The sequence below is a fragment of the Allohahella sp. A8 genome, assembly GCF_047946665.1.
Lineage (GTDB): Bacteria > Pseudomonadota > Gammaproteobacteria > Pseudomonadales > Oleiphilaceae > Allohahella.
The window spans coordinates 3,220,988-3,239,210 of sequence record NZ_CP172312.1 but is presented as its reverse complement, the minus strand read 5'-3'; the positions used below and the strand labels follow the sequence as shown (position 1 = coordinate 3,239,210).

14 protein-coding genes are annotated in these 18,223 nt (G+C 55.8%); 8 read left to right on the top strand and 6 right to left on the bottom strand.

What is annotated here, in order from left to right; genetic code table 11:
• Nucleotides 1-10: 10 nt before the first annotated feature.
• From ACH3PB_RS14490 to ACH3PB_RS14480, 3 genes are read left to right on the top strand one after another with little or no spacing between them, the layout of a single operon-like run.
• On the top strand, nucleotides 11-2,371 hold the full coding sequence (locus ACH3PB_RS14490) for an EAL domain-containing protein (RefSeq protein WP_416396010.1): 2,361 nt from the start codon (nucleotides 11-13) through the stop codon (nucleotides 2,369-2,371).
• The gene (locus ACH3PB_RS14485) at nucleotides 2,368-3,228 is read left to right on the top strand and encodes a DUF3034 family protein (RefSeq protein WP_416396008.1); all 861 of its coding nucleotides are present in this window, start codon (nucleotides 2,368-2,370) and stop codon (nucleotides 3,226-3,228) included. Before ACH3PB_RS14490 ends, ACH3PB_RS14485 begins: the two co-directional genes overlap by 4 nt.
• Nucleotides 3,225-3,737 carry a group I truncated hemoglobin gene (locus ACH3PB_RS14480; RefSeq protein ID WP_416396006.1) on the top strand — a complete coding sequence of 171 codons (513 nt, stop codon included), beginning with the start codon at nucleotides 3,225-3,227 and terminating at the stop codon, nucleotides 3,735-3,737. Before ACH3PB_RS14485 ends, ACH3PB_RS14480 begins: the two co-directional genes overlap by 4 nt.
• A gap of 24 nt (nucleotides 3,738-3,761) precedes the next feature.
• Here ACH3PB_RS14480 and ACH3PB_RS14475 read toward each other — a convergent pair whose 3' ends face one another.
• The 5 genes from ACH3PB_RS14475 to ACH3PB_RS14455 form a co-directional block, all read right to left on the bottom strand.
• Complete coding sequence (locus ACH3PB_RS14475; RefSeq protein WP_416396004.1) at nucleotides 3,762-3,926, bottom strand: hypothetical protein; 165 nt, start codon at nucleotides 3,924-3,926, stop codon at nucleotides 3,762-3,764.
• A 225-nt stretch (nucleotides 3,927-4,151) separates the two neighbouring features.
• Nucleotides 4,152-5,564 carry a nucleotide 5'-monophosphate nucleosidase PpnN gene (gene ppnN, locus ACH3PB_RS14470; RefSeq protein ID WP_416396002.1) on the bottom strand — a complete coding sequence of 471 codons (1,413 nt, stop codon included), beginning with the start codon at nucleotides 5,562-5,564 and terminating at the stop codon, nucleotides 4,152-4,154.
• Between the two features lie 21 nt (nucleotides 5,565-5,585).
• Complete coding sequence (locus ACH3PB_RS14465) at nucleotides 5,586-5,822, bottom strand: DUF6482 family protein (protein ID WP_416396000.1); 237 nt, start codon at nucleotides 5,820-5,822, stop codon at nucleotides 5,586-5,588.
• Nucleotides 5,823-5,949: 127 nt separating this feature from the next.
• Nucleotides 5,950-7,722: an iron-containing alcohol dehydrogenase gene (locus tag ACH3PB_RS14460; RefSeq protein ID WP_416395998.1), complete on the bottom strand. Its 1,773-nt coding sequence runs from the start codon at nucleotides 7,720-7,722 to the stop codon at nucleotides 5,950-5,952.
• 181 nt (nucleotides 7,723-7,903) lie between these two features.
• On the bottom strand, nucleotides 7,904-8,122 hold the full coding sequence (locus ACH3PB_RS14455) for a PA3496 family putative envelope integrity protein (protein ID WP_416395996.1): 219 nt from the start codon (nucleotides 8,120-8,122) through the stop codon (nucleotides 7,904-7,906).
• Between the two features lie 209 nt (nucleotides 8,123-8,331).
• Here ACH3PB_RS14455 and uvrD point away from each other — a divergent pair, with 209 nt between their 5' ends.
• Nucleotides 8,332-10,542 carry a DNA helicase II gene (gene uvrD, locus ACH3PB_RS14450; RefSeq protein ID WP_416395995.1) on the top strand — a complete coding sequence of 737 codons (2,211 nt, stop codon included), beginning with the start codon at nucleotides 8,332-8,334 and terminating at the stop codon, nucleotides 10,540-10,542.
• Between the two features lie 8 nt (nucleotides 10,543-10,550).
• On the opposite strand, the gene ACH3PB_RS14445 is transcribed toward uvrD, so the two are convergent.
• The gene (locus ACH3PB_RS14445) at nucleotides 10,551-10,898 is read right to left on the bottom strand and encodes an acyl-CoA thioesterase (RefSeq protein WP_416395994.1); all 348 of its coding nucleotides are present in this window, start codon (nucleotides 10,896-10,898) and stop codon (nucleotides 10,551-10,553) included.
• A gap of 273 nt (nucleotides 10,899-11,171) precedes the next feature.
• Here ACH3PB_RS14445 and ACH3PB_RS14440 point away from each other — a divergent pair, with 273 nt between their 5' ends.
• The 4 genes from ACH3PB_RS14440 (at nucleotide 11,172) to pstA (ending at nucleotide 18,047) form a co-directional block, all read left to right on the top strand.
• Entirely contained in the window at nucleotides 11,172-12,143 is a 972-nt protein-coding gene (locus tag ACH3PB_RS14440; protein WP_416395993.1) for a PstS family phosphate ABC transporter substrate-binding protein, read from the top strand.
• A 181-nt stretch (nucleotides 12,144-12,324) separates the two neighbouring features.
• The gene (locus ACH3PB_RS14435) at nucleotides 12,325-14,019 is read left to right on the top strand and encodes a TIGR03545 family protein (protein ID WP_416395991.1); all 1,695 of its coding nucleotides are present in this window, start codon (nucleotides 12,325-12,327) and stop codon (nucleotides 14,017-14,019) included.
• A gap of 42 nt (nucleotides 14,020-14,061) precedes the next feature.
• On the top strand, nucleotides 14,062-16,347 hold the full coding sequence (locus tag ACH3PB_RS14430; protein ID WP_416395989.1) for an ABC transporter permease subunit: 2,286 nt from the start codon (nucleotides 14,062-14,064) through the stop codon (nucleotides 16,345-16,347).
• 35 nt (nucleotides 16,348-16,382) lie between these two features.
• Nucleotides 16,383-18,047: a phosphate ABC transporter permease PstA gene (gene pstA / locus ACH3PB_RS14425; protein WP_416395987.1), complete on the top strand. Its 1,665-nt coding sequence runs from the start codon at nucleotides 16,383-16,385 to the stop codon at nucleotides 18,045-18,047.
• Nucleotides 18,048-18,223: the final 176 nt, after the last annotated feature.

Here is an 18,223-nt window from a genome sequence, read left to right as displayed (position 1 = left end):
TTCAGCGTTGATGAACAGCTTCAAGTCCCAGCTGCTGCTGGTATTCTCCATTCTTATCGCGGCGGCGCTCGGTGCGACGGTCTACGCCGTCTTTACGGCTACCGAGCAATCGATCGTGCGCGAGACTCGTGATGAGTTGCAGACCGCGCAGCGGGTTTTCAGTGCAATCCTCGAAGATCGCTCTCTGCAGCTTCTCGACCGCAGCAGCATTCTGGCTGCGGACTTTGGTCTGAAGCGTGCCATCGCCACTGGCGAGCTTGACACGGCGATGAGTGCGCTAGGCAACCACGGTGAAAGGGCCGGTGCGGCGCTCGTTGCCTTGCTCAGTCCGGAGGGGAAGGTGCTGGCCGCTTCTCACACCCTGCCAGGCACGCTTGTTGATGATCTGGAGGCCAGCGGGGGTGAAGCATTCGTTCGTTTCATCGTCGCTGAAGACGAGTTGTTCCAGCTGGCCCTCGTGCCGGTAAGGGCGCCTGGCCTGTTGGCGTGGGTAGGGCTCGGCTTCAGACTGGACGTAGAACTCATGGAGTCGTTCAAGTCCATTACGAGGGCTGACATCACCTTTATGTTCCGCCGTATGTCTTCCAACGCCGAGGCGCGAACGGTCAATGCTGAAGACGTATTTGGACTTATTTCGACCCTGCCCGAGGACCTCCTGCGCACTGACCCTGATAACCAGAAACGCCTGGATGAGGCGCGGAAATCATTGCGAGCTCACCTACTGACGGAAAGCTGGTTCAGTCAGCCGCTGAGCTTTCAGGCAAGTGATGCCAATGTGACGGGGCTGGTGTCAAAATCGCTCGATGCTCGCCTGGCCGATTTCTCACAGTTGCGCCAGCAGATATCCGCAATCGCGATAGCGGCGCTGCTGCTTTCGCTCATGTTGGCCCTGTTTTTCGCCCGAAGTCTAAGCAAGCCTATAGAGGGGCTGGTGGCGCGCGCACGCCGCATTGCGAGCGGTGATTACACCCAGGTTCATCGGCTGAAGGCCGCTGCAGAATTCATGCAGCTGGAGACGGCCCTGCATACCATGGGTGAGGCCATCGGGGAGCGCGAGCGCAGGATTCAGTTTCAGGCAGAGCATGATCTGCTGACCTCGCTGCCGAACCGTGACTATATCAGCAAGGTGATCGAGAACCGGAAGTTTGAAGCTGGCGGTGTGGCTCGCTTCGGTCTGGCGTTGATCCGACTGACCAACCTTACGCCTCTGACAGATGTGTACGGGCAGCGCTTCGCCGATGACCTGCTGCAACAGTTCGCAGACAGGGCGCGCCGACTGCTCCGGCGTGGCGATATGATTGCCCGAATCGATGCCGATCGTTTCTTCGGCTATTGCGATCAGCTGGACCACTCGGGACTTACTGCGCTCACTGAGAAAATACTTTCGATCGTCGAAGAGCCTTTCGAAGCAGAAGGCATCGAAGTTCGTGTTGAACTCCATGTGGGTATCGTATTATCGCCGGATCATGGCGCCTCTTATGATGACCTGCTGCGCCGTGCCCACATCGCCCTGAAGGGCGCTGAGCTGGCACGCAATACAGCCTCCGTCTACGAGATTGGTATGGACGAGCTGCATCTTCGGCAGATCCGCATAACCAGTCGCCTTCAGCTGGCCCTCCACCGCGGCGGGTTCGAACTGAACTACCAGCCCAAGGTCGAATCCAGCGTGGGTCGCTGTCAGCAGGTGGAAGCGTTGCTGCGATGGCGCGATGCCGAGATGGGACAGATGTTCCCGGACGAGTTCATTCCACTGGCCGAGCACTCAGGCGATATTCTGTTGATAACCGACTGGGTTATCAGGGAAGTCATACGTCAGCAGCTGGTTTGGTTGAGTAATGGTCGACACATAACCGTCAGTGTCAATCTCAGTGCCCACGATCTATTGAGCAAGTCCTTGGTGGATCGACTGCTGGGGCAGCTCGAAGAAGCGGGTCTGCCAAGCCATTATCTGCACTTCGAGATTACCGAGAGCGCAACCATCAGCGATCCAGCGGCGGCCATTGCCCAACTGGAGCGGCTCAGGAATGCCGGGTTCTGTCTGTCGATGGACGACTTCGGTACGGGCTATTCCTCTCTATCCCAGTTGAAGCTGATTCCTGTTCAGGAAGTGAAGATCGACAAATCCTTCATTCTCAAGCTGGATGAACAGGAGACCGACCAACGTCTGGTGCGCTCTATCATTGACATGGGTCATAACCTCGGTCTCAGCGTCGTTGCCGAGGGCGTTGAAAATGAAGCCTCTGCGAAGCTGCTGACGGCCTGGGGCTGTGAGTATCTCCAGGGTTACTGGTACAGCAGGCCATTGCCTCCCGCCGCGCTGGAGGTCTGGCTGGATGAATTCGAGGAAAAGCGCCAGAGTCTCCTCATTTGAAACACATTCGCCTGTGTGCGCTGTTGACGCTGCTGCTGACTATGCCTGCTCTGGCTGCAGCCGAGGGCTTGCCGGGCAGCAAGATTCTGGGTACTGCCGGGGCAGTCAATATCGAAGGCGCTGGTGGCGGTGGCTTGCTGCCGTGGGCGTTCATCGGCAGCTATGCCAGTGAGGATGAAATAGCGGCGACGGTATCTGCGAGCAGTGTGAACGTTGATGATTTCGATCTGAAAACCACTGGTCTGCTGCTCGGCTTTTACAATCGTGTCGAGCTGTCGCTCGCAAAACAGTGGTTGCGTGTGGAGCCCCTCGATCTGACGATCGAGCAACACGTTGTAGGTGCCAAGGTCCGGCTTGCGGGCGACACCATCTATGGGACGATGCCGCAGTTATCGGCTGGAGTGCAGTACAAGCGCAATACCGAGGCCGAAGTGGCCTTTGCGCTTGGTGCCGATGATGATGCCGGCGTAGATGTCTATATTGCAGCCAGCAAGGTATGGCTGGATGCCGTGTGGGGGCGTAATCTGGCCTTGAATACGACGTTGAGGTACACCGACGCCAACCAGACCGGGCTGTTAGGCTTTGGCGCCGCTGGACAGGGGCGGGCGATCGTTGCGGAAACCAGTCTTGCCATCTTCATCAATCGTTACTGGGCGGCAGGGATTGAGTACCGGCAGAAGCCTGACAATCTTGCGGGTGTACGTGAGCACGACTGGCGCGATGTTTTCGTTGGATGGTTTCCGTCCAAGGCCGTTTCGCTGGTCGCTGCTTATGCTGATCTCGGCACGATAGCCGGTTTGAAGCAGCAGGAAGGCCTTTATCTGTCGGTTCATCTGAACACGGGAAATCTCCAGTGAGCGGAAGATACGGAAGAAGAGATGCGTTAAGCGCTATGCGCCTGCTGCTCATTATTCATGTCTATCTGGTCAGCCTGTTATTTTCAGGCTGTGCCAGTTATCAGAAGTCTGAGACCACTGTGGACGGTGCAGTAAGTCAAGCCGACGATGGGTTGTATCGGGCGCTCGGCGGGCTGGAAGGCATCGAGGGTATTGCTGATCAGTTTTTGTTCCGATTGTCAGGAAATGACAAGATCGTGCACTTCTGGCAGAACACCAATATAGAACGCTTCAGAACACAGTTCGTGTCCCATCTTTGCGAGCTGAGTGGCGGACCATGCCGCTACGAAGGCGATAGCATGGCTGATGTCCACAGGGGCATGGACATCAGGCAGAGTCACTTCAATAGTGTGGCTGAAACACTGGCTCTCGCCATGGAGGACCAGGGCATTCCGACAGCCGCCGTCAACGCGCTTCTCGCGAGACTGGCGCCGCTACATGACGCCGTGAGAAATCAGACTGACCGCTAAGTCAGTGTTGCGCCACTACCGGATCTAGAGCAGATCGGCTGCGTCGGCATCACCATCCAGCGGGTCCTGCGAACGCGCAGCTTTTTTCCGCTCGATCAGATTGAGCAGCAATGAGTTCGTGGAATAGGTGAGGCCTACGAGTACGACAAAGGACGCGAGCAGGATCTCTGGGTTCAGGGACAACAGCATAGATGACTCCGGAGTCTAAAACAGATTTGATGAAGACACTCGGGGCTGAGGAGAGCGGTTTCATCAAAGTTGTCCTTCGACGTTCGGGCCGCATGATAGACAGTGTAACCAAAAGACTCAAGTTAAGGTTTGCGCAAGCTCTGTCACCGAAGGTATCACTCGGGTTATGCGCAGATCGATTAGGGCGAGGAGAACCCCCCGAAATTTAGTGTTCCTGTTGGAACACTAAACAAGTTCGAAGGTATAGCAGGGTTCATAGGTGCTGCCGGGCAGCTTCATCCGCTGTTGCTCAACGAAGCCCTCGAGCAAGGAGCCAAGCGCCGAGACCAGGTCGCGATCACCTTTCAGGCGGAAGGGGCCATGCTGCATGATCTGCCGAATGCCATCAGCTTTGACGTTGCCAGCCACGATGCCCGAGAAGGCTCTACGTAGATTCGCTGCAAGCAGATGGAGCGGCTGCTCCCGATGGAGTTCGAGCGCTGCCATCGACTGGTGCGTGGGGATGAATGGAATCTGGAAGGCCTCGTCAATGCTGAGCAGCCAGTTGAAATAGAAGGCATCGCCATGAGATTTGCGATAATAGGTCACGTTCTGAATGCCGAGCCGAACTTCGCGTGCAGTTTGCTCCGGATCATCGATGATGATCTTGTAATGCCTGGTGGCTTCAGGCCCTAGCGTACGCTGAATGAAATCGTCGATCGTTCTGAAGTAGCTCTCGGATGCCTTGTTTCCCGAGAAGATGAGCGGGAAGGGCAGTTTGGCATTCCGCGGATTCAGCAGCACACCTAGCAGATAAAGAATCTCTTCCGCTGTGCCCGCACCGCCCGGAAAGACGATAATGCTGTGAGCAATTCGCACGAAGGCTTCCAGCCGCTTCTCGATGTCTGGAAGGATGACGAGCTCATTCACAATGGGGTTGGGCGATTCGGCCGCGATGATGCCGGGTTCGGTGACGCCCAGGTAGCGACCATTGCGAATGCGCTGTTTGGCATGAGCGATAGTTGCCCCCTTCATCGGGCCTTTCATTGCGCCAGGACCGCAACCAGTGCAGATATCAAAGCCACGAATGCCGAGGGAGTGTCCGACTTCCTTGGTAAAATCGTATTCTTCACGACTGATTGAGTGGCCGCCCCAGCAGACTACGAGATTTGGCGTGCGGCGTGGAACCAGCACGCCAGCATTTCGAAGCAGGTCGAATACACCATTGGTGATCGCCGAGCCTGGAACGGCGGTCGCTGTATCTGCGGCACCCTGCGTTTCAGTTGGTACAAGTGCTTCCGGGTCGAATATCTGACGTCCCGAGTGGGCATAGACGACGTCTCTCAGTACTGCATACAGCTGTTCTTTTATGCCAAGCACGAGCTTACCGTCGACGAAGGCCGAGGCGGGCGCATTGATCAGTTCGAGTTTGATACCCCGTGGCTGCTGAATAACCTGAATGTCGAAGTCGTGGAAGAGACGTTCAATCTCGTGGGGATTATCGCTTAACTCCCCGCTGTTGAGCACGGCGAGCGCACAGTTTCGGAACAGCTGATGAAGGCCGCCCTGGCTTGTATCCCTGAGTTGCTCGACTTCGGCTTGGGACAGCAGATCCATGCTGCCCTCGGGGGTAATTCTGGCGGTTACTTTCTGCATCAATTAGCCGTGCCGGACATGCGTTCAGATTTCCTCGTAAGGCGAGTCGAAGACCAGTTTATAGGCTGGAATACGAAGTGATTCAAGCGATTCCTTGACATGGTAAACGCCAGCGTAGGTTCTTGGCGAGCCATTGTCGTTGACCAGCAGTTCAGTATGGTCGGCAAATGCCGCTTCCACCAGATAGATATCACCTTCGTTTGTGATGATATTGATGTGTTGCAGTTCGTCCTGACGGGCTTTGAGCTGATTGAGGTTCATGATTATGATTCCGTTAGTGGTTCGAATATGGAAGATTCGACATCGGGAAACGGCTACAGGAACAACAGCAATGGCCGTTTATATGTAGACGACGCTCAGGTCTCATCAGATCATCGTCTATTCACCCTCAGCTCGCCAGAATGAGATGGCCGTGGCCATGGCTCTTCAGGTGCTCGGGGTAAAGCTCGTAAGCTGGCTTGAGTATCGGCAGTAGCTTCACAGCCTTCGGCACGTTGCCCTTCGATGTCACCTGCCTTCGGGTGAGCGCCGTGAGGAAGTTGGCTTTGCCCTGCCAGAAGGCATGTGCGAAATCGGCTTTCATACTCATCGTCACTTCAGGTACACCGTCGTAGACATCGCCCAGATATAGCACGACTTCGCTCCCAGAGGCATCCAGGGTAATGACGGCTTCAGGATCGGAGTAGCGGAACTGAACGACAAGGTGCGAGTTCAGCAGACGGGGGCCGAGCTCTTCGTGGTCGATGAGCGATTGATAGAAATTGCCCAGCACGTCATAGATCATCGTCGAGTCTTCGAACACGCGGGCTTTTTCCTTCGTGCTGTCAGCGCTAGCCGCAGAAGCGCTGATTGGCGGGAGGTAGCTGACCGGCGATGGTCTCTGCGAGTGGAGCTTCTTCAGTATGACGTTGACACTTTCCGACGTGACGTCCCTAGGGTTATATAGCATCGACCCGTCCATCATGGCGGCGTCCACCACGAGATCGAGCTTGGCGAAATCCGCGTCCACGCCGGCGTTCATAAGGTTCAGGGGCAGGGCGGCAACTGTTGCCAGCTGTCCGAGTAGCTCACGGATTCGCAGGACAGCTGCCCGCGCTTCGGCCATTCTAACGACCTCATCTATCAAGCGGCCTTTGTCGACAAGCGATCCGACCTTGCGAAAGCCGGCCAGATCCAGCAGGTTTTTCGCGGTGGCCACAGGCTTTGGTAATTCGATCCGCATGGCTTCCGCGATATCAGCGTAGCGGCGGCTGCAGGCAGACATGTTGTAGTTCATCACTTCTGGCAGCACCAGTGCATTCGCAAGGCCATGAGGAATGTGATACACCCCGCCGAGCGCATGCGATATGCCGTGAACCATGCCGACCATTGACTGAGTGAAGGCCATGCCCGCCAGACAGGATGCCACCAGCATGCGACCCCTGAATTCGAGATTTGCTGGTTCGCGGCAGGCGTCGAGCAGCGTTTCGTTCACCAGTCGCACGACATAGAGCGCAAGTGCGTCCGACGCTGGCTGTGCCTCGCGACTCACATAGGCCTCTATGGCATGGGTGAGTGCGTCCATGCCAGTTGCTGCAGTGAGCCCGGGCGGCATGCTTGTGGTGAGTGTCGGGTCCAGAATGGCGAGTTGGGGGAAGAACTGAGTTTCGGCGAAGGGCAGTTTGATATTCTTTTCGGGGTCGGCGATGATCGCGACTTTGGTGACTTCCGAGCCAGTACCAGCGGTGGTTGGAATCAGGATCAATGGCAGAAGCACGTCGTCGCCCAGCAGGTAAGCGCCCATGTGATCTTCAGCCCGACCACCTTTGACAGCCAGGATGTTGGCAACTTTCGCGGTATCCATCACACTGCCGCCGCCCAGGCCGATAATCATATTGCATCGGCTGTTGCGGATACGTTCGGCGCAACGTTCTACTGTGGCGATCGTGGAGTTCGCTGGCACATCGGCAAAGACTTCACCAATAACGACGTTCTTGCCGGCCAGACAGGCCTTAAGGCGGTCTGCAAGGCCCAGGTCGACGATGATGCCGTCGGTAACCAGCATGGCTTTCCTGAGCCCGAAACCGGCGATAGACTCATCCAGATCATCGATGATGTTCGCGCCATAGATCACCCGCGAAGGCATCGAAAATTCGAAAAATTCAGGAAGGATGGCTGACATCTTGAGACCTTTGTTGTTGTATTTGTCAGATCGTACGTGTCGCTCCGGAGCAGGCCGAAAGAAGCACAGGCCGTCTTCGCGGCTGCGCGAGGATGAGTCTACCAGCAGGTAAAATGTCTGCGCAGCCAGAAGCCATTGGGAGGGCGACCGATCGGATAGTCATCGAACGGTCGCGACGGAGCTACTCGTCGAAATCGAAGGCGTAGTCGTCAGTGCTGGTGTGAAGCCGCTTGAGCTCCATGTAGTCTTCAATGGCTCGACGTGTTTCGAGCTTGCGCGTGGCGCTTGGCCGGTCCTTGCGTCCACCTTCATCGGCTGAAGGATCGTCGCTGTTCATTTTGGAGGAGGACTTCTGAAAGTCCGCGAAGAGGTTCGAAGCAAAGTCTGTAGTTTGTGTCATAAGAGTGCGATGCTGCCTGTTATTGTAATTGGTCAAAATCGTATGTGTCGTACAGAACTCAGGGCACTTGCTCAATGCCCGAGGTAACTTTACAACATAAACTGGGAAACGGCAGCTAAAAAAGTAGACGAGTCAAACCCATTTACAAGTAGCGCTGTGTTTTTGTACAGTGCGTCCTTTGCCGATTGAACGGGCCGAACATTTTGAACATGGATATCAGTCAGATCGTCGACGGCCTGAACGGCCCGCAACGCGAAGCCGTTACTTCGGACAGTCAGCATCTGCTCGTGCTGGCCGGCGCCGGCAGCGGCAAGACCCGTGTGCTCGTTCATCGCATCGTTTATGTCATGAGGGCGCAGGGCCTGCAGCCGCAGGAGGTGCTTGCCGTCACCTTTACGAATAAGGCAGCGCGCGAAATGCGACATCGGCTAGAGCCAATGCTGTCAGGGCCGGTGAGAAACCTCTGGGTCGGGACTTTTCACGGCATCGCGCATCGTCTGCTGCGATACCACTGGAAAGAGGCCGGCCTACCCGAAAATTTTCAGGTCATCGATTCCGATGACCAGCTCAGGCTGGTCAAACGTGTAATCAGAGAGCTGCAGATCGATGAAGCCAGCTTCGCGCCGCGCGAAGCGGCCGGCTTCATCAACAAGCAAAAGGATGAGGGGCTGCGCGCCGCCAGTGTGCCGGAAGGTGACCGTATCTGGCAGGCGACAATGAAGCGCATCTACCTGGCTTACGAAAAGGCCTGCCTGAAAGCAGGGATCGTGGATTTCGGCGAGCTCCTGCTGCGAAGTCATGAGCTATGGCGGCAACAACCAGCGATCCTCGCCCGCTACCAGCAGCGCTTCCGCCACCTGCTCGTGGATGAGTTTCAGGACACCAACACCATTCAATATGCCTGGCTCAGGGTGCTGGCCGGGCAGCAGGCCGCTGTGACTGTCGTGGGAGATGACGACCAGTCCATATATGGCTGGCGTGGCGCCAAAATCGAAAACATCCTGTCGTTCCAGAGTGATATGGGCTCGACGGAAGTGGTGCGGCTGGAACAGAACTATCGTTCGACTGGCAACATCCTGAAAGCCGCCAACGCAGTTATCAATAATAATCCCTCGCGTCTGGGCAAGTTCTTGTGGACAGACGCTGGTGATGGCGAGCCCATAGATGTATATGCCGCTTTCAACGAGCAGGATGAGGCCAATTACATCGTTGAAACGATACAGACAGCGCTGACGCAGGCGCGGGCGCTGCAGGACATCGCCATTCTGTATCGCTCCAACGCCCAGTCGCGGGTTATCGAGGAGGCGCTGGTCAGGCATGGTGTGGCCTATCGCGTCTACGGCGGACTGCGCTTTTACGACCGCCTTGAAATTCGCAATGCCCTGGCATATCTGCGGCTGCTGCGTCTGCCTCAGGACGACGCAGCGTTCGAGCGGATTGTGAATATTCCACCGCGAGGCATTGGTGCGAAAACACTGGCTCAGATTCGCGAGGAAAGTGCCTCAGGTGGTGGCTCGCTCTGGCAAGCGAGTATCGATTTGCTCCAGCGTGGCGAGATTCGTGGAAAGGCGCAAAAGGGTCTGGCTCAGCTCGTTGAAGTGATCATCGAGCTTCAGCAGTTATCGACCGAGCTGAGCCTGAAAAAGCTGGTCGCGGCGGTGCTCGACAAATCAGGCCTGCTCCAGTTTCACGCGAACGAAAAGGGCGACAAGGGTGAAATGCGCCGTGAAAACCTGCAGGAAATGGTCAATGCAGTTGCCGAATACGACGAAAGCGCAGATGAGCCGCTGGCTGAGTTCCTCGCCAATGCCGCGCTCGACGCCGGGGAGCAGCAGGCTAATGAAGAGCAGGATGCCGTTCAGCTCATGACTCTACACAGCGCAAAGGGTCTGGAATTTCCGCTCGTCTTTCTGGTGGGTATGGAAGAAGGTCTGTTTCCGCACTCGATGTCACTTGAGGAAGTCGGGCGCCTGGAAGAGGAGCGCCGCCTCTGTTATGTCGGTGTCACCCGGGCCATGAATAAACTGGTGTTGACCTTCGCCGAATGCCGAAGACTGTATGGTCAGGATAAATACAATCCAGTGTCACGTTTCGTGCGGGAAATCCCGACTGAGTGCCTGCAGGAAGTGCGGCTGCATTCAGTGGTTACCAAGCCGATGTTCGGTCAACGCGCCCGCTTTGACAGCTTGCCGGGACAGGCGGCGCACATGAGGCCGAATGTCGACTCAGGCGTATTTATGCCAGGCCTGGGCAGTCGGGTCCGGCACAGCAAGTTTGGAGAAGGTACCGTCCTGAATTTTGAAGGCGATGGTGCACATGCGAGGATACAGGTGAAATTCGAGCAGCTGCCTGATGATCAGTCCAAAACGAGTGCGACAAAGTGGCTCATCCTTTCAATGGCCAAGCTCGAGCCGGCTTGATGGCGACGTCAGCCTGAGCGTGGCACTTGACGGATCCGGCCATCTTCGTCAATTGCCACAATGACGAATACGCCTTCGGTGACCTTCCTGAACTCCTGTCGGTGCTTGTCTCTGGTCCAGGCTTCTACAGAAATATGAATTGAACTCTTGCCGATTTCTATGATGTTGGCATAGCAGGAGAGCTCACCGCCTTTCCGCACTGGTGAAAGGAAATCCGTCTGCTTGATCGCAACAGTGGCTGTTCGGCCTCGCGATACCCGGCCGGCAAGACTCGCCGCAGCCAGATCCATCTTGGCGACCACCCAACCTGCAAAGATATCGCCATCCTGATTGGTATCGCCGTCCGTGGCTGTCACTCTGAGGGCCAGGTTTTGTTCAGATCTGCTTGAATCGTGAGGGGCCATATTATTTTCCGCTTGTTGAGGCTTGCACTGGATTGAGGGCAGTTTAACTGGCAGGCAAGCCTTCCGCTACGCTAGCGAGCTGTAACATTACTGTCATAAAGTTGAAATAGAATCGCGCTGTTCTCGGCTTTTATTGCATTTTTATGACAGACTGGTCGTCCGAATGAAGACGTACAGTCGGTGGTTACAACATGGGCCGCTACCCGATTACTACGGAGATACATAATGATCATGAAAAGATTCGCTCGCGCACTTACAGCTACTGCACTGATTTCTGCCTCTGCGGCGAGCCATGCACAGGTCGATCCGGAGCTGCCAGTCTACAAAAAGGCCAGTGGCATTTCCGGCACGGTTTCAAGCGTAGGTTCTGACACGCTTGCCAACCTGATGACGCTCTGGGCTGAAGATTTCAAGCGGTTGTATCCCAACGTCAACGTGCAGATTCAGGCTGCAGGCTCGTCGACTGCGCCGCCGGCACTGACCGAAGGTACTGCGAATTTCGGTCCAATGAGCCGAAAGATGAAAGACAACGAAATGCAGGCTTTTGAGAGTCGTCATGGTTACAAGCCGACAGCCGTCCCTGTGGCTATCGATGCGCTTGCAGTGTTCGTTCACAAGGACAATCCAATCGAAGGCATGACCATAGCTGAAGTCGATGCCGCTTTTTCTGCGACCAGGAAGTGCGGCTTCGACAAGCCGGTAAATACCTGGGGAGATCTGGGCGTAACCGGTAGGCTCGGCGGTCAGCAATTGCAGCTTTATGGCCGCAATTCGGTATCCGGCACCTATGGCTACTTCAAGGAAGAAGCGCTGTGCAAGGGCGATTTCAAGAATGGCGTTAATGAACAGCCTGGCTCAGCCTCGGTGGTGCAGGGTGTCTCAGAGTCGCTCAATGGCCTGGGCTACGCAGGCATCGGCTATCGAACCGCGAGCGTGAAGACGGTGCCGCTGGCGAAGAAGGAGGGTGGAAAGTACATTGACGCTACTCACCAGAATGCTGCGACCGGTCAGTACCCACTGTCACGTTTCCTCTATGTTTATGTCAACAAGGCGCCGAACAAGCCACTCGAACCCATAACTGGCGAGTTCCTCAAGCTGGTTCTTTCGAAGCAGGGTCAGGAAGTGGTCGTGAAAGATGGTTACGTGCCGCTCCCGGCGGCAGTCGTGGCAAGGGTCATGGGCGATATCAGCAAGTAAACTCCAGCTCAGCTCGCGGAAGTCGATCCGGCATTCAGTCTCACTGGGTGCCGGATTTTTGATATCTACTGCGGGGGCTGAAGAGTATCCGCTGCAGTCATGCCTGCCGGAATGGAATAAAAGGGAGTATGGGTGAATTTTTTGTTAGCATGTGCGCCAAACAGCTAATGTGGACCATTCGATGAAAGCTCTCAAAATTCTTGGGTACGTTCTTGCACTGGTTGTACTGCTCATCGTTCTTGCCTTGGTCTTTATCGATGTGATTGCAAAGTATGTGATCGAGAGCGAAGGCAGCAAGCAAGTGAAGGCCAAGGTGGAGGTTGAATCGGTCGACATTCGATTCTATCCAGTGGGCGCTACGCTGAACGGTCTTACCGTCACAAATCCCGGCACACCGATGCGCAATGCGTTTCAGGCTGAATTCATCGACGCCAATCTCGATCTTTCCGCGCTGCTGAAGACGAAAGTCATCGTGGACACGGCCAATGTCGATGGTATGCGCTTCAATACGGCGCGCGAGACAAGCGGTGCCATCCCAGGTCTGACTCCGCCGCCAGATGAGAAAGGTCCACTGGTCGAACAGCTCAAGAACGACTTCAAACTGCCCGTTCTGGAAATGCCGGACCCAAAGGCCCTGCTTGAAAAGGCCGATCTACAAACGCCAAAGCTCGCCAAGGCTTTCGAGCAGAATCTCCAGGCAAAGAAGGCCGCCTGGAAGGCGCGTATAGAGCAGCTGCCAGATCAGGAAAAGGTTGACGCCTACAAGGCGCGACTGAAGGCCGTCAAAAAGAACAAGGATCCGCTCGGTTTCCTCAATGCTGCTGGTGATGCGCTCAATGTGAAAAAGGAGGTCGAGCAAGACCTCTCCCAGATCAAGAGTGCGCGAGGCGACTTCAACACTGACCTTGAGGAGCTGCAGGCGCAGCTGAAAGAATTGCAGAAGGCGCCAGCCAAGGATGTTGAGCGCACTATGGCAATGGTGGGTCTCGACCAGGCTTCTGTTCAGGAGCTGGCCCGCACCTTGTTCGGCGATGATCTCGCCCGCTGGGTCCAGAGTGGTTATACCTGGTACGGCAAGCTTCAGCCTTACCTGAATGGCAGCGAAACTCCGAACGAAAGCGGTCCAGCCGCGCCAGATACGACCGACTATAGCGACGGTCTGCCGAAGTTCCTTGTGAAAAAGCTGAACATTTCAGGCGAAGTGCCTGCGCCAGGCAAGGCCATTCCATTTTCGGGCGAATTCACTGACCTGACCGATCGCGCTGATATCTGGGGCAAGCCAGCCAAGCTCTTCCTGGAGAGTCAGCAGAACGCTGCTGGTGGGATTACCTTCAATGGTCTGCTCAACCATGTCGATCCGCAGAACTTCGTCGATACCTTTGGCCTTAAAATGGCGAAGCTGCCGATTTCAGATATCACATTTTCCGATAACGAAGACTTCCCACTTACCCTGGCGCAAGCGCTTCTCGAGGTGGCGAGTAAGGCTGAAATCCGTAATGGTCAGTTGAGTCTCAACGTCGACACTGAGTTCTTCGAGGTCCAGCTTGCAAACCTGCTACAGAACGAAAGTGCGCCACTGAAGGCGGCCCTGCTCGACGCACTGAAGGATCTGGATCGCTTCAGCATGTCGATGCAAGCGACGGGTGATCCCAGTAACCCCAAGGTTAGTCTGGAGACGAGCCTGGATAAGCTGTTCAGCGGCGCCGTCAAGGGACTTGTCGGCAAGAAACAGGCGGAGATACAACAGCGCTTGCGCACCGAGGTACAGGCTAGGCTCGGCGACACCGTGCCTGCGCTCGAGCAGCAGTTAGGCGGCTTCGTCGATCTGCAGGGGCTGCTCGGGGAGCGAGCTGGTAGTCTTGAGAAGCTACTGTGAGACAGAGCATGAAGGGCAATTTCATAGCTGGAGAATTGGCACATGGTTGAACCGACTCTGATACCGAGTCCGGAGCTTGATTTCGACACGCCAGCCCTGCAGCGCTATCGAAAGCGCAGGGCATTCAAGGATAAGGCGGCGAGCGTCTCAGTTGCCGTAGGTGGCATGAGCGTCATCGTCGCGGTTTCGCTCATCTTCTTTTACCTGCTGTATGAAGTCATACCGCTGTTCAAGAGTGCGTCGATCGAGGAAGTCACAAGCTATCCCTTGCCTGGAGAGGCCCAGCAGACATGGTGGCTCGCCATGGAGGAGCAGGGCGAGATCGGCATGAGACTGACGGAAGACAGCGTCGTTTTCTTTGCAGTCGATGACGGTGTGGTGATCAAGCAGGAGCGTTTGCCTGTCCCGCGAGGTGTGCGGATTTCCAGCATCAATCAGGGTTCGGTGGGTAATGAGCAACTTGTTGCCGGTCTCTCCGACGGTACAGCGCTCCTCATTGAGCACCAGTATAAAAGCAGCTACGAGAGTCAGCCTGATGGCGAGTTGGTTCGAACGATCGCTCCGACGGTCAGTTATCCTGGCCTGGAAGCACCGGTAGAACTGGAAACAGCTGGGGCGGCCTTGCTGCATGTGGCCGCTCGCAGCAGCGATGACGGCATCGTGCTTATTGGCGCCAATGCTAATAACGAGCTCTTCGGCAAATCATTTGAACTCGAAGAAAACTTTCTGACCGGTGAATCCAGCCTGGCAGAGATTGAGCTCGCCCTGCCGGAAATCAATGGCGCCATACAACAGCTCCTGCTAAGTCCCGACCGTCGCTGGCTATACGTTCTGCTGGAGGATGGGGCTCTGCAGATGTTCGATATACGCAAATCGGAAGCGAAGCTGGTGAGCCAGGTCGATCTGTCGGCAGACGGCGCTGCGGTCACCAAACTCCAGTTCCTGCTTGGCGACTTTGCACTGCTCGTGAGCGACTCTGCGGGAAATGTCAGCCAGTGGTTCCCGGTGCGGGACGACAAGAACAAGTACTCGCTGCAGAAAGTTCGTTCATTTGAAGCCGGCACCGGCAACGTAACCGCGCTGTCCGCAGAGCATCGTCGAAAGGGCTTTGTCACCGGCGATGAAAACGGCAGGATTGCCTTCTTCAATACTACGGCTGAAACGCGGCTGCTGGCCGAGAAGGTTATCGACTCGCCAGTGCTGAGGCTGGCTATCTCGCCTCGAGCCAACAGACTCGCGCTCGTTGACGGACGGGACCAGCTGCACCTCTACCTGGTGGATAACGAGCATCCCGATGTGTCCTTCTCCGCGCTTTGGAGTGAGGTCTGGTACGAAGGCTATGATGAGCCGGAGTATATATGGCAGTCATCAGCGGCGAACACGGACTTCGAACCCAAGTACAGTCTGATGCCGCTGACCTTCGGCACATTGAAAGGCGCGTTTTATGCCATGCTGCTTGCTGTGCCTCTGGCGATCTGTGGCGCCATCTATACCGCGCACTTCATGGCACCCGCAGTTCGCAAAAAGGTCAAGCCATCTATAGAGCTGATGGAGGCCCTGCCTACGGTCATTCTGGGCTTCCTGGCGGGGCTCTTTTTCGCACCGTTCATGGAAGAGAACCTGCCTGGGGTCTTTGCAGTCCTGGTCATTACACCGCTGGGCATTCTGCTGTTTGGCTTTATCTGGGCGAACATGCCGGATCGTGTGCGGCACCTGGTGCCGGACGGCTACGATCCCCTTCTGCTTATTCCAGTGATCCTCCTCATAGGCTGGTTAAGCTTTGCTGTCAGTCCATACCTCGAACTGTGGTTCTTTGGCGGCAATATGCGCGACTATCTCACGTCCGAGCTTGGTATTGACTACGATCAGCGGAACGCGCTGGTCGTTGGTGCCGCTATGGGTTTTGCGATCATCCCGACAATCTTTTCGATCACCGAGGACGCCATCTTCAGCGTGCCCAAGCACCTCAATTATGGCTCGCTCGCGCTGGGGGCCACTCAGTGGCAGACCATGGTCAGGGTCATTTTGCCTACCGCGAGCCCGGGTATATTCTCCGCAGTGATGATTGGCCTGGGGCGAGCGGTCGGTGAGACCATGATCGTTCTAATGGCGACAGGCAACACGCCCATCATGGACGTCAATATTTTTGAAGGTATGCGAACGCTTTCGGCCAACATCGCGGTTGAGATGCCCGAGACTGAAGTGGCGAGTTCACATTACCGTATCCTGTTCCTGACGGCGCTTGTCTTGTTTGTCTTTACCTTCGTGCTCAATACGCTGGCCGAGTTCGTCAGGCAGCGTCTGAGAAACAAGTACAGTGTCATCTAAATAACACCGACACCCACGATTAGGAAAGCAGAATAGTGCGAATCTCTCTAGGAAACTGGTTCCGTAAAGGCGACCCCTGGATCTGGATCAATGCAGGCGCTGTCACCATCAGCCTTGTGATGGTATTCGGCTTGCTCGCCTTGATTGCCGTACGGGGATTGAGTCATTTCTGGCCGCATAGTGTTTTCGAAACGTCCTACAGTGGCAATCAGGGCGCCGTCATCACGCTTATAGGGCAGGAAGTCGAGCAGGAGGATGTACCTGCCGAGCAGATACGGGCTACCGGCCTCGATGTGCCTGAGGATCAAAACTTCGTCGAACGCTGGCTCGTCAAGACCGGTAACAGGGATCTGGGCGGTTCCGACTTTAACTGGTATTTGCGTCGAAACCTCGGGGAACTCACCTATCCCCAGGATATCGTCGTCCTTGAGCGTCGTGAATGGGGCAACTTCTACGGTTATCTCGAAGCTGTCAGTGAGAATGGTGAGGTCGTCGCATCGGGCGAGAATGTCTGGCCGGCCTTCGAAGAGCGGCTCGATAGGGCATTGCAACTCCACGAAAAGATAGAAGACATTGAAAAAGGGCGGATCGCCAGCATCAATGCCGAGCTGGAGGCTCTGCGACTCGAGCGCCGACGCCTTGCGCTGGATGGCCAGGACACACCTGAGGCGCTTGCTGATGTCGAGGCCAGGGAAGCGGAAGCCAATGCAGGGTACGATGTGCTGCAGAGCGAGCTCAGCGAACTTTATGAAGCGATCAACCGTGACGCCATCGTCATGCGAGCCATGCAGGATAAGACCCAGACCATTTCGCTCGCCAAGGTAGTCAGGGGCTTCAAGCCGAACGATATGGGCCTGCTGGAGAAGGGCGGTTTCTATATCTCGAAGATCTGGGAATTCCTCAGTGAAGATCCGCGAGAGGCCAATACCGAAGGGGGTGTCTTTCCCGCTATTTTCGGTACGGTACTGATGGTCATCGTGATGTCCATCATGGTCACGCCACTGGGCGTGGTCGCTGCGGTCTATCTGCGAGAATATGCCCACCAGGGAACGGTTACTCGCATTCTGCGTATTGCTGTCAATAATCTCGCTGGCGTGCCGTCCATCGTTTACGGTGTCTTCGGTCTCGGCTTCTTCATCTACTTCATCGGTGGCGGGATCGACGATGTATTTTTCGAAGAAGCACTGCCATCACCGACCTTTGGCACGCCCGGTTTGTTATGGGCTTCGATTACATTGGCTATCCTGACTCTGCCCGTCGTGATCGTCGCTACGGAAGAAGGACTCTCAAGGATTCCGCGCTCTATCCGGGAGGGCAGTCTGGCGCTGGGTGCGACCAAGGCCGAGACCCTCTGGCGAGTAGTCATACCAATGGCTTCTCCTGCACTGATGACCGGTGTGATTCTTGCGATAGCCCGTGCGGCTGGCGAGGTGGCGCCGCTCATGCTGGTAGGTGTGGTAAAACTGGCGCCTTCGCTGCCGCTCGATGGCAATTACCCCTACCTGCATCTGGACCAGAAGTTCATGCATCTAGGTTTCCATATCTACGATGTCGGCTTCCAGAGCCCGAACGTTGAGGCCGCGCGGCCGCTGGTCTATGCAACAGCATTGCTGTTGGTTGCAGTCATTGCTCTGTTGAACCTGTCCGCGGTGGCAATCCGCAACAGACTGCGAGAAAAATACAAAGCGCTGGAAATGTAGGTTCTGCCCACAGCACTCCTCCAGGCTCCCGGGGTGCTGAATGAACAGCCGGAACCACTTTCAGAGACAGCCGAATTTTATTGAGTGACGCCAACTATGATTGACAAGAACAGTTCTACAGATGACGTACGATCACCCAAAACCCATGCGGTAAACATCAGGGATATCGTGCAGGG

What these genes read in the sequence shown, in the direction of transcription:
- ACH3PB_RS14490 (WP_416396010.1), top strand. Translation starts at nt 11, where the DNA reads ATGAACAGCTTCAAGTCCCAGCTGCTGCTGGTATTCTCCATTCTTATC.
- ACH3PB_RS14475 (WP_416396004.1), bottom strand. Translation starts at nt 3,926, where the DNA reads ATGCTGTTGTCCCTGAACCCAGAGATCCTGCTCGCGTCCTTTGTCGTA.
- ACH3PB_RS14465 (WP_416396000.1), bottom strand. Translation starts at nt 5,822, where the DNA reads ATGAACCTCAATCAGCTCAAAGCCCGTCAGGACGAACTGCAACACATC.
- ACH3PB_RS14460 (WP_416395998.1), bottom strand. Translation starts at nt 7,722, where the DNA reads ATGTCAGCCATCCTTCCTGAATTTTTCGAATTTTCGATGCCTTCGCGG.
- ACH3PB_RS14455 (WP_416395996.1), bottom strand. Translation starts at nt 8,122, where the DNA reads ATGACACAAACTACAGACTTTGCTTCGAACCTCTTCGCGGACTTTCAG.
- uvrD (WP_416395995.1), top strand. Translation starts at nt 8,332, where the DNA reads ATGGATATCAGTCAGATCGTCGACGGCCTGAACGGCCCGCAACGCGAA.
- ACH3PB_RS14440 (WP_416395993.1), top strand. Translation starts at nt 11,172, where the DNA reads ATGATCATGAAAAGATTCGCTCGCGCACTTACAGCTACTGCACTGATT.
- ACH3PB_RS14435 (WP_416395991.1), top strand. Translation starts at nt 12,325, where the DNA reads ATGAAAGCTCTCAAAATTCTTGGGTACGTTCTTGCACTGGTTGTACTG.
- ACH3PB_RS14430 (WP_416395989.1), top strand. Translation starts at nt 14,062, where the DNA reads ATGGTTGAACCGACTCTGATACCGAGTCCGGAGCTTGATTTCGACACG.